This window comes from Burkholderia sp. BCC0322 (assembly GCF_902833045.1).
In the GTDB taxonomy this organism is placed as follows: Bacteria; Pseudomonadota; Gammaproteobacteria; order Burkholderiales; family Burkholderiaceae; genus Burkholderia.
In genome coordinates this window covers 276214-287801 of record NZ_CADFDU010000006.1, presented here as the reverse complement: position 1 = coordinate 287801, position 11588 = coordinate 276214, and the positions used below count along the sequence as shown (strand labels likewise).

The 11588-nt window shown below is 67.0% G+C and carries 7 protein-coding genes and 2 tRNA genes; 4 read left to right on the top strand and 5 right to left on the bottom strand.

The features are described from left to right. Window positions 1–204 precede the first annotated feature (204 nt). From HWX39_RS19585 to pgi, 3 genes are all read left to right on the top strand, one after another. Complete coding sequence (locus HWX39_RS19585; protein WP_175969583.1) at window positions 205–1506, top strand: FAD-dependent oxidoreductase; 1302 nt, start codon at window positions 205–207, stop codon at window positions 1504–1506. A 52-nt stretch (window positions 1507–1558) separates the two neighbouring features. Next, window positions 1559–3103 carry an NAD(P)H-hydrate dehydratase gene (locus tag HWX39_RS19580; RefSeq protein WP_175969582.1) on the top strand — a complete coding sequence of 515 codons (1545 nt, stop codon included), beginning with the start codon at window positions 1559–1561 and terminating at the stop codon, window positions 3101–3103. 111 nt (window positions 3104–3214) lie between these two features. Next, the gene (gene pgi / locus HWX39_RS19575) at window positions 3215–4837 is read left to right on the top strand and encodes a glucose-6-phosphate isomerase (RefSeq protein WP_175969581.1); all 1623 of its coding nucleotides are present in this window, start codon (window positions 3215–3217) and stop codon (window positions 4835–4837) included. A gap of 60 nt (window positions 4838–4897) precedes the next feature. Here pgi and HWX39_RS19570 read toward each other — a convergent pair whose 3' ends face one another. Beyond that, entirely contained in the window at window positions 4898–5611 is a 714-nt protein-coding gene (locus HWX39_RS19570) for an ABC transporter ATP-binding protein (RefSeq protein WP_175969748.1), read from the bottom strand. On the opposite strand from HWX39_RS19570, the gene HWX39_RS19565 reads away from it, so the two are divergent. Further along, on the top strand, window positions 5610–6284 hold the full coding sequence (locus HWX39_RS19565) for an arylesterase (RefSeq protein ID WP_175969580.1): 675 nt from the start codon (window positions 5610–5612) through the stop codon (window positions 6282–6284). The two genes, HWX39_RS19570 and HWX39_RS19565, sit on opposite strands and share 2 nt — an antisense overlap. A 73-nt stretch (window positions 6285–6357) precedes the next feature. Here HWX39_RS19565 and HWX39_RS19560 read toward each other — a convergent pair whose 3' ends face one another. The 4 genes from HWX39_RS19560 to lon all read right to left on the bottom strand — a co-directional run bounded on the left by HWX39_RS19560 (window position 6358) and on the right by lon (window position 11414). Then, window positions 6358–8292, bottom strand: a complete 1935-nt coding sequence (locus HWX39_RS19560) for a SurA N-terminal domain-containing protein (RefSeq protein ID WP_175969579.1) — start codon at window positions 8290–8292, stop codon at window positions 6358–6360. Between the two features lie 319 nt (window positions 8293–8611). After that, a tRNA-Asp gene (locus tag HWX39_RS19555) sits at window positions 8612–8688 on the bottom strand. Window positions 8689–8711: 23 nt separating this feature from the next. Then, a tRNA-Val gene (locus HWX39_RS19550) sits at window positions 8712–8787 on the bottom strand. Between the two features lie 203 nt (window positions 8788–8990). Beyond that, the gene (gene lon / locus HWX39_RS19545) at window positions 8991–11414 is read right to left on the bottom strand and encodes an endopeptidase La (protein ID WP_011352361.1); all 2424 of its coding nucleotides are present in this window, start codon (window positions 11412–11414) and stop codon (window positions 8991–8993) included. Window positions 11415–11588 lie beyond the last annotated feature (174 nt).

Sequence of the window (11588 nt, the reverse complement as noted above, 5' to 3'; positions counted from 1 at the left end):
CCGCAACGGTGCCGCGGTGCGCGCCGCGCACCGGCCGCCCCGCGCAGGCAAGGCAGCCGGCGGCCGTGGCGCGGCTGCACGGTCCGTGCTCGCCCGGCGCCGGCTCACGCGATTTTGGCGCTATTATTCCGGGTTCACCGGGCCAGGGCCCCCAGCGAATTTCACCAGGCGGCGCACGCGCGCCACCCGTCATCGAAGCAATCCATGGATGTCATCGTCATCGGCGGCGGAATCAGCGGCGTCGCCACCGCCTACCAGTTGCGCGCGGCCGGCCATCGCGTGTGCGTGGTCGAACGCCACGCGACCGTCGCGCAGGGTGCGACCTACGGCGACGGCGGCGCGCTGCTGCCGAGCCCGCTCGACGTCTGGTTCGGCCCGACCTTCATGCGCCAGCGCCAGCCGCGCGACAGCGGCATCGTCTACAAGCCGGGCTTCAACGGCGGCGTGCGCCGCTTCGTCAAGCAGCTCGGCACGCTGCGCGAGCCCGACGCGTTCGCCGCCCAGTACGCGCGGCTGCGCCCGCTGATCGATGCGTCGCGCGACACGCTCGCCGACATCGAGACGCGCCTCGAACTCGAATTCGAGCAGAAGCCCGGCATCCTGCACGTGGTGCGCGACCCGCGCGACTGGGATGCGATGCAGCCCGCGCTCGAGCTGCTGCGCACGCTCGACCAGCCGTACCGCCTGCTCTCCGCCGACGAATGCGCGGAGCTCGAGCCGTCGGTGCCCGCCGAGCCCGGCTTCGCCGGCGGCGTGCTGCTCGAGACCGAACGCACCGGCAATTGCCCGCTGTTCGCGAAACTGGTCAAGCAGACGCTCGACGAGCATGGCGTGCAGTTCCGCTTCGGCGCGGAAGTCGCCGCGATCCGCGCCGACACCGGCCGCGCCGCAGTCGAGCTCGCCCCGACCGGCGATCGGCGCGCGTCGAACGCACGCGAGGTCGACGTGATTTCCGCCGATGCGATCGTGGTCGCCGCCGGCGCCGGCAGCCTGTCGCTGCTCGACCGGCTCGGCTGGCGCCTGCCGCTGCACCCGGTGCGCGTCCATACGCTAACCGCGCCGGTCGCCTACGAAGAACACGCACCGCACCTGAACGTCATCGATTCGATCAAGCGGATCTCGATCACGCGCACCCACCAGCGGCTGCGTGTCGGCGGCGGCGCCGTGCTGCAGAGCCTGCCCGACACCGCGAAGCCGCTCGCCGAGCCGCTGTCCGAGGCCGCGCTCGCACTGCTCGGGCAGGCCGTCCACGATTGGGTGCCCGGCGCCGCGCGGATCTCGGCCGCGCTGTCGTGGCAAGGCACGCAGTTGCTGTCGCCGGACGGCCTGCCTGTCGTCGGTCCGACCCCGCATCCGCGCGTGTTCGTCAATTTCGGGCACGGCCCGGCCGGCTGGGGGCTCGCGTGCGGGTCTGCTAAAGTGGTGACCGACTATCTGGGCGGCGACGTGCAGCACTGGCCCGCCGACACGCTCGCCGCGCTGCGCGCCGCGCGCTTCACGACCTGACCGCCGCGGGCCCGTCCCCGGCGGCCTCCTTGCCAGCCGCCACGACCCCGCGATGACCGTTACCCGCCCGCTCCCCGATTCCGATCCGATCGCGCTGCTGCGCGTCGCCGACCTGCGCATGGCCGAAGCCGATGCCGCGGCGGCACTGCCGCCGCATACGCTGATGGGCCGCGCCGGCGCCGCCGCCGCACACTGGCTGTCGGCGCGCGTGGCCGGCGATGACCGTCCCGTGTGGTTCGCGGTCGGCCCGGGCAACAACGGCGGCGACGCGCTCGTTGCCGCCGCCCACCTCCAGCAGCTTGGCGTCGCGACGCAAGCGTGGATGCCGATGCCGGTGAAGCCGGACGACGCACAATGGGCGCTCGGCCTCGCGCGCGCGGCCGGCGTGCCGCTGTCGGCCACGCCACCCGCGTCGCTGGACGGCTATGCGTGGGTCGTCGACGGGCTGTTCGGCATCGGTCTCGGCCGCGCGCTCGACGGCGCGTTCGCCGAGCAGGCCGCGCGCATCGCCGCGCATGCGCGCAGCGGCGGCCACGTGCTTGCGCTCGATGTGCCGAGCGGGCTCGACAGCGATACGGGCCAGATCGTCGGCGCGGGCGTCGCTGTCGCCGCCACCCATACGCTCACCTTCATCGCCGCGAAGCCTGGCCTCTACACCGGCGAAGGCCGCGATCTCGCCGGCGAGATCGACGTCGCATCGCTCGACATCGTGCCGCCCACCGCGCCGGCCATCGTGCTGAACGCGCCCGCCCGATTCGCCGCCGCCATGCCCGCGCGCGCATTCGCGTCTCACAAGGGCACGTTCGGCAGTCTCGCGGTGCTCGGCGGCGACACGGGCATGTGCGGTGCGCCGATCCTGGCCGCCCGCGCCGCGCTGTTCGCCGGCGCCGGCAAGGTGCACGTCGGCTTGCTCGGCGCCGGCGCGCCGCCGTACGACCCGCCGTTCCCCGAACTGATGCTGCATCCGGCCGACGGCCTCGATCTCGGCGCGATGACCGCAATCGCGGCCGGCTGCGGGCTCGGCACGCGCGAGGCTGCGGCGACGCTCGTGCGCGACGTGCTCGCACACGATGTCGCGACGCTGCTCGATGCCGATGCGCTGAACCTCGTGGCGACACATGCCGATCTCGCGACAGCCGTCGCCACGCGCGGTACGCGCGGCAATCCGTGCGTGCTGACGCCGCATCCGCTCGAAGCCGCCCGGCTGCTCGGCAGCGACACGGCGACGATCCAGCGCGACCGCGTGGCCACCGCGCAGGCGCTCGCGGCTCGTTATGCGGCGAACGTCGTGCTGAAAGGCTCGGGCACGGTGATTGCGGCGCCCGACGGCCGCGTGACGATCAATCCGACCGGCAACGCCGCGCTCGCCACGGGCGGCACCGGCGATGTGCTCGGCGGCCTGATCGGCGCGTTGCTCGCGCAGCGCGTCGCCCCGTACGAAGCAGCGCTCGCGGGCGTCTACCTGCACGGCCTCGCGGCCGACACGCTGACCGAACGTGGCACGGGCCCGGCCGGACTCACGGCCGGCGAACTCGCGCCGATGGTGCGCACGCTGATCAATCGCCTTTTTTACGCGCCGCCGCGCGCCGACACGTAAGGCCGCTATACTGACTGCCCCGCCGCACGGCGGGCCCTCTCGTCCGCCGGCCTTACGATCCCGATGAGCCGGCGCGGCATTCCTCCCGATTCACGCTTCACTCGAACCGCCATGACGCTGAATTCGCTCCCCGCCTGGACTGCCCTTCAATCCCACTTCGAGCAAATCCGCCATGCTCGCCTGCGCGACTGGTTCGCGCTGGAGAACGACCGCACGCCGACTCGTGCCGAACGCTTCACGCTCGCGGGCGGCGGCCTCGCTGCTGATTTCTCGAAGAACCGCATCAACGACGATACGCTGCGCCTGCTCGTACAGCTCGCGCGCGACGCGGGCGTCGAAGCCCGCCGCGACGCGATGTTCGCGGGCGAGATCGTCAACCCGACCGAAGGCCGTGCCGCGCTGCACACCGCGCTGCGCGCGACCGATCCGCAGGCGCCGTTCCACGCACAGATCAGCGCCGAGCGCGCGAAGATGGCGACCTTCGCGCGCGCCGTGCGCAGCGGCACGTGGACGGGCTACACCGGCAAGCGCATCCGCCACGTGATCAACATCGGCATCGGCGGCTCCGATCTCGGGCCGAAGATGGTCGTGCATGCGCTGCACCACGTCGCGACGCCTGAAATCTCCACGCACTTCGTGTCGAACGTCGACGGTGCCGATCTGGCGCGCGTGCTCGAACAGGTCGATCCCGAGGAAACGCTCGCGATCATCGTGTCGAAGACCTTCACGACGCTCGAAACGATGACGAACGCACGCTCGCTGCGCGACTGGTTCGTCGCGCGCGGCTGCCCCGAGGACGCGCTCGCGAAGCACTTCGTCGGCGTGTCGGCCAATCCGGCCGAAGTCGTGAAGTTCGGCATCGCCGCGGACAACGTGTTCGAAATGTGGGACTGGGTCGGCGGCCGCTATTCGCTGTGGTCGGCAGTCGGCCTGTCGATCATGATCGCGATCGGCCCCGAGCAGTTCGACGAGTTGCTGGCCGGCGCGAACGACATGGACCGTCATTTCCGCGAAGCGCCGCTCGATCGCAACCTGCCCGTGCTGCTCGGCCTGATCGGCATCTGGTACCGGAATTTCTTCGGTTCGCAGAGCTATCTCGTCGCACCGTATTCGGAAGCGCTGCACTACCTGCCGTCATACCTGCAACAGCTCGAAATGGAGAGCAACGGCAAATCCGCGCGCCTGGACGGCACCTTCGTCGACTACCCGACGTCGGCGGTCACATGGGGCGAGCCAGGCACCAACGGCCAGCATGCGTTCTTCCAGATGCTGCATCAGGGGCCGACGATCGTGCCGATCGACTTCATCGCGGTGCTGACGCCCGAGCATCCGCTCGCGAGCCATCATCCGAAGCTGCTGGCGAACTGCTTTGCACAGAGCGAGGCACTGATGCTCGGCCGCACGCTCGACGAAGCCCGCGAGGTCGCAGGACCGGGCAAGGAGGCGCTCGCGCCGCACCTGACGTTCCCGGGCAACCGCCCGACGACGACGCTGCTGGTCGACGCGCTGACGCCGCGCACGCTCGGCGCGCTGATCGCGCTGTACGAACACAAGGTGCTCGTGCAGGCAACGGTGTGGGACATCAATCCGTTCGACCAGTGGGGCGTCGAGCTCGGCAAGATCCTCGGCAAGGTGGTGGAAGCCGACTTGTCGGCCGAGTCGCTCGATCCGGCGAAGCACGACTCGTCGACCACCGCGCTGATCGAGCGCGCCCGTGCGGCGCTGAAGCGCTGAACCATCGGCATCATGCCGATGCCGGCCACGCAGCCCTGGCTGCAAGGCCGGCCGAAAAATTCAGGCGCCGCGCTGCGCGGCTTGCGGTGCGACGATGCGTCCGGCGTCGAGCATCACGGTCGTCGCGCAGCGGCGTGCGAGTTCGACATCGTGCGTGACGAGCACGAGCGTGGCGCCATGCGTGCGGTTCAGTTCGAACATCAGGTCGATGACCGCGTGGCCCGTGGCCGCATCAAGGCTGCCGGTCGGCTCATCGGCGAACAGGATCGCCGGGCGCGTGACGAATGCGCGCGCAAGCGCGACACGCTGCTGCTCGCCCCCGGACAACAGCTTCGGATAATGCGCGGTGCGTTCGCCGAGACCGACCTGCACGAGCAGCGCCCGGGCACGATCGGCTGCTTCACGCGCGCTGATGCCCCCCTGCAGCTCGAGCGGCAGCATCACGTTCTCGAGCGCGGTCAGGTGCGGCATCAACTGGAACGACTGGAACACGAACCCGACAGCACCGTTGCGCAGCGCCGCGCGCGCATCCTCGTCGAGCTGGTCGAGCGGGCGACCGAGCAGGCGAACCGTGCCGCTCGTCGCGCTGTCCAATCCTGCAAGCAGGCCGAGCAGCGTCGATTTACCCGACCCCGACGCGCCGACGATCGCGAGGCTGCTGCCCGGTGCCACGGCGAGCGTGATGCCGTCGAGGATCGTCAGCTCGCCCGTTGCATCGGCGACCCGTTTGCACACGTCATGGACTTCGATGATCGGATCGGTAATTTTGAACATGGACACGACATTTCGCTGGAAAGGATGCGCGGCGATCGCCGCGCTGCTGGGCACCCTGCTGGCCGCCACCGTGCCGGCACGTGCCGCGACGACACCGGCCGCGACATCGGGACAGCCCGTGATCGTCGTGCTCGGCGACAGCCTGTCGGCCGAATACGGGCTGCCGCGCGACACCGGCTGGGTGGCGTTGCTGCGGCAACGCCTCACGACCGAGCGAATCGATTATAGCGTCGCGAACGCCAGCGTCAGCGGCGACACCACGAGCGGCGGCCGCGCGCGGCTGCCCGCGGTGCTGCAGCGACTCAAGCCGTCGGTCGTCGTCGTCGAACTCGGTTCGAACGATGCGCTGCGCGGCGTGCCGCTCGCAACGACCGAGCAGAACCTGCGCGACATCATCGCCGGCGCGCGGCAGGCACAGGCCAAGGTCGTACTGGTCGGCATGTATGTGCCACCCAACTACGGCCCCGACTACACGCAGAAGTTCCACGCGGTCTACACGCGGCTGTCGAAGGATCTCGGCGTGCCGCTCGTACCGTTCCTGCTGGCCGGCATCGAGAACAAGCCCGAGATGTTCCAGGCCGACCAGATGCATCCCGCGCAGCAGGCGCAGGGCATTCTGCTCGACAACGTCTGGCCGGCGCTGAAACCGCTGCTCGGCAAGCCGCGCGGCTGACGCCGCCGCCCCGCCGGAAAACAAAAAGCCCCGCATGAAGCGGGGCTCTTTTTTGTTGCGTGCGAAACGACGCTCAGTTGTCGCCGTCCTGCGACTGGCTGGCCGTCGAGCCGTACAGCTTCACCTTCGAACGATCGCGCAGCGCGGCGAGATACGCTTCGCCTTCGCTCTGCGCGTCGACCTGCGCCATCTGCTGCTGCGCGGCGGCCAGTTGCTGCGGATCGACCGCCGAACCCGGGATCACCGCATTCACGCGGTAGATCGCGTAGCCATCCGCACCGAGATCGACACCGACGTAAGCCGGCAGCGTCTTCGCGTCGACCTTGTACACGGCGCTCAGTGCGGCCGGCGTCAGGCCCTGCGACTGCGTGCGCGACACCTTCTGCGCGGCCGAGAACCCGTCGGTCGACTTCGACTTCTGCAGTTCGGCGAGCTTCGCCGCACCGTCCTTCTTCGCGAGTTCCGCAGCCTGCTCGGCGACGACCTTCTGGCGCACGACGTCCTTGATCGCGTCGAGCGCAGGCACGGCGGCCGGCTTGTAGTCGGTCACGCGCGCCGAGATCAGCGTGTTGTTGCCGACGTCGATCGCCTGCGTGTTGTTCTGGCTCTTCACCGAGTCGTTGGCGAACACGGCAGCCAGGAACTTCGGATTGTTCAGCGGGCTCGTCGGCGGCAGTTGCGGATTCGGCGTCGGCGTGACGGTGGCCGTCTGGATCGTCAGCTTGTACTTGTTCGCGGCCGGCTGCAGCGTCTTCGCCTTTTCGTAGACGGTGGACGTGAAGCCTTCTGCATTGTCCGTGAACGCCTTCGATGCGTACTGCTGCTTCAGGTCGGCCGCGATCTGGTCCTTCACTTCCGCGAACGGCTTGACGGCCGCCGGCTTCACTTCCGTTGCCTTCAGGATGTGGAAGCCCAGATCCGACTGCACGATGCCGCTCACGTCGCCCTGCTTCAGCGCGAACGCGGCGTCGTCGAACGCCTTGCCGCCCGCCGTCGAGCCGCGCGTGATGAAGCCGAGGTCGCCGCCCTTCGCTGCCGACGGTGCGTCCTGCGAGCTCTTCTGCGCGATCTGCGCGAACTGGTCCGGATGCGCCTTCACGTCGGCCAGCAGTTGCTCTGCCTTCGCCTTTGCGGCTGCCTTGTCGGCTGCGCTTGCGCTGCCCGGCGCGGCGATGAAGATGTGACTCACGCGCACCTGCGCTTCGGTGCGGAAGTGCGTCGGGTTGTCGTCGTAGAACTTCTTGATGTCCGCGTCGGTCGGCTGTGCGCTCGCGGCCGCTGCGGCCGGCGAATAGACGAGGTACTGGATCGTCGCGGTTTCCGGCGTCGCGAAGCTCTGCTTGTGCGCGTCATAGTACGCGGCGAGCTGCGCATCGGTCGGCTGGACCTTCGCTGCGAAGTCGCTCGTCTTCAGCACGAGCGCCTGCACTTCGCGCTGCTGCGCGGCGAGTTCGGACAAGCGTTGCGCGAGGCTCTTCGGCGTGAATGCGCTCGACACGATGCTGGCCGGGATCTGCTGCAGCGAGAGGCTGTAGCGCACGCGCTCCTGATACTGCTCGGGCGTCATTCCCTGGAACGACAGCAGTTGCGCATAGCGCTCGACGTCGATCGAACCGTCGGGCTTCTTCAGCGACGCGATCATCGGGTCGCTCATCAGCGCGTCGCGCACGGCGTTGTCGGATGCGGTCAGGTGCAGACGTTGGGTCTCGTCGGCCAGCACGCGTTGCTGGATCAGGCCGTCGAGCACCTGCTTGCGGTGCTCGGGCGTATCGAACATCTTGATGTCGAACTGCCCGCCGAGCGCCTGACGCGCCTGGTCGATCTGCTGGCGGAACGCGCCGTCGAATTCGACCCGCGTGATCTTGTGCCCGTTGACTGCCGCGACGTTCGCGCTATCGTCGAAGAAGCCGCGGAAGCCTTGGATCCCGACGAAACCCAGCCCCGGCAACACGATCAGGAGCAGGAGCGCCATCATCAGGCGCTGGTGATTACGGAAGAAATCGAGCATGCGTGACGGGAAAATTGGACAAAACGACCGATATTACAACATACGGGGTGGGACGGGAGAAAAGCAGACGTGTTGGCGGCGAGTGCAACGCGACAACCGGGTGCGCAAAACGAAAATTCCCGCACAAGGCGGGCATCGTCGTTTGTTTGACGGAGCGGACGAGTCGCCTGCATCCCGCAGGCCGAGGCTGCACTTGCAAGCGCGGCCCTTCGAGTCCCACCGGACGCCGCGCCCTCCGCCCCGCAGTCACGCGCCCGCGAGCGGGCGCAACCGGAAACGCAAATGAAAAAGCCCGCACAAGGCGGGCTTTTTCATTTTTTGGCGGAGCGGACGGGACTCGAACCCGCGACCCCCGGCGTGACAGGCCGGTATTCTAACCGACTGAACTACCGCTCCTTGGTCTGGCTGAATCAGGAAACTGGTGGGTGCTGAGGGGTTCGAACCCCCGACCTACGCCTTGTAAGGGCGCCGCTCTACCAGCTGAGCTAAGCACCCGTTTCCGATTCGTTCTGGCTGCGATCTGCGTTTCGGCATCAACAACCAGCGAGCCCGCAAGTTTAATTCATCCCCGATCATTTTGCAAAGCCCTGACGCGAATTTTTTAGCGTTCGCGCGCACGATTCGGCTACGCATAAAAAAACCCGCGGCCACGCCGCGGGTTTCGTGAACAACCGTCAGAAAGAACGGCGTCCCAATGCTTAGTGCTTGACGAATTCCGTCGAGCCGGCATCCTTCGCTGCATCAGCGACCGGTGCCGCCGCCTTCGCCTCTTCTTCAGGCGGCAGCGGGGTCGGCGAACGCTCGAGCGCGAGTTCCAGCACCTTGTCGATCCAGCGGACCGGCACGATCTCGATCGCGTTCTTCACGTTGTCCGGAATCTCGGCGAGATCCTTCACGTTCTCTTCCGGGATCAGCACGAGCTTGATGCCGCCGCGATGCGCGGCGAGCAGTTTCTCCTTCAGGCCGCCGATCGGCAGGACTTCACCACGCAGCGTGATTTCGCCCGTCATCGCGACATCGGCACGCACGGGGATACCCGTCAGCACCGATACCAGCGCGGTCGTCATCGCACCGCCGGCGGACGGACCGTCCTTCGGCGTCGCGCCTTCCGGCACGTGGATGTGGATGTCCTGCTTTTCGAACGCTTCGTCCTTGATGCCCAGACGACGCGAACGCGAGCGCACGACCGAACGCGCCGCTTCGACCGACTCCTTCATCACGTCGCCGAGCGAACCCGTACGGATCACGTTGCCCTTGCCCGGCATCACCGCGGCTTCGATCGTCAGCAGATCGCCACCGACTTCCGTCCACGCGAGGCCCGTCACCTGACCGACCTGGTTTTCCTTCGCGGCAAGGCCGAAGTCGTACTTGCGTACGCCGAGGAACGTATCGAGGTTTTCGCCGTCGACCTTGATCGCGCCCGATGCCTTCTTCAGCAGCAGCATCTTCACGACCTTGCGGCAGATCTTCGACACTTCCCGCTCGAGCGAGCGCACACCGGCTTCGCGCGTGTAGTAGCGGATGATGTCGCGGATCGCCTGCTCGGTGACTTCGATCTCGCCTTCCTTCAGGCCGTTGTTCTTCTTCTGCTTCGGCAGCAGGTAACGCTGCGCGATGCTGACCTTCTCGTCTTCCGTGTAACCCGACAGACGGATCACTTCCATCCGGTCGAGCAGCGGCGGCGGGATGTTCAGCGAGTTCGACGTCGCGACGAACATCACGTCCGACAGGTCGAAGTCGACTTCGATGTAGTGGTCGGCGAACGTGTGGTTCTGTTCCGGATCGAGCACTTCGAGCAGCGCCGACGACGGATCGCCGCGGAAATCCATACCCATCTTGTCGACTTCGTCGAGCAGGAAGAGCGGATTGCGCACGCCGACCTTCGTGAGGCTCTGCAGGATCTTGCCCGGCATCGAACCGATGTACGTACGGCGGTGGCCACGGATCTCGGCTTCGTCACGCACGCCGCCGAGCGCCATCCGGACGAACTTGCGGTTCGTCGCACGGGCGATCGACTGGCCGAGCGAGGTCTTGCCGACGCCCGGGGGCCCGACGAGACACAGGATCGGCGCCTTGACCTTGTCGACGCGCTGTTGCACCGCGAGATACTCGAGGATCCGTTCCTTCACCTTCTCGAGGCCGAAGTGATCCTCGTCGAGCACCTGCTCGGCGTTCGACAGGTCGTTGTTGACCTTGCTCTTCTTGCGCCACGGCAGGCCGATCAGCGTGTCGATGTAGTTGCGCACGACGGTCGCTTCCGCCGACATCGGCGACATCAGCTTCAGCTTCTTCAGCTCGGCATCGGCCTTCTTCTTGGCTTCCTTCGGCATGCGCGCGGCGTTGATGCGCTTCTCGAGTTCCTCGAGATCGGCACCCTCTTCGCCTTCGCCCAACTCCTTCTGGATCGCCTTGACCTGTTCGTTCAGGTAGTACTCGCGCTGGCTCTTTTCCATCTGGCGCTTCACGCGCCCGCGGATGCGCTTCTCGACCTGCAGGATGTCGATCTCGGCTTCGAGCTGCGCGAGCAGGTGCTCGAGGCGCTCGATAACCGGGAACATCTCGAGGATGTGCTGCTTCTGGTCGAGCTTCAGCGGCAGTCGCTCGGCGATCATGTCGGCGAGACGGCCTGCTTCATCGATGCCCGACAGCGACGTGAGGATCTCCGGCGGGATCTTCTTGTTCAGCTTCACGTACTGGTCGAACTGCGACACGATCGCACGGCGCAGCGCTTCCGTTTCAGCGCTGTCGGCGTGATCGGGCTCGAGCGGCATCACTTCGCAGGAGAATTGCGTCTCCTGTTCTTCGATCGACAACGCCTTCGCGCGCTGCAGGCCCTCGACGAGCACCTTCACGGTGCCGTCCGGCAGCTTCAGCATCTGCAGGATGTTGGCGATACAACCGACCTCGTACATGTCCTTTTCGGTCGGTTCGTCCTTGGCCGCGGTTTTCTGGGCGACGAGCATGATGTGCTTGCCGCCTTCCATCGCTGCTTCGAGGGCCTTGATCGATTTCGGCCGGCCCACGAAGAGCGGAATCACCATGTGCGGGAAAACGACGACATCCCGCAGCGGCAGCAGCGGGAGCGTGATGCGTTCCGGCGGGAGAAGTTGGGTGCCTGACATTTCATTTCCCCATGAGTGGAATCAATTGTTCGGTAATTGAGGCCGCCACAACGAATTGCAAGCCTTCAAGTGCGGGAAATATTCGGTAAAAAAGTAACCACCGCGTGTCGAGTCAGAGTTACCCACAAGATAAACGAAAAAAAGCCGCCCACGGTCTCATGAACGGCCCTTTTT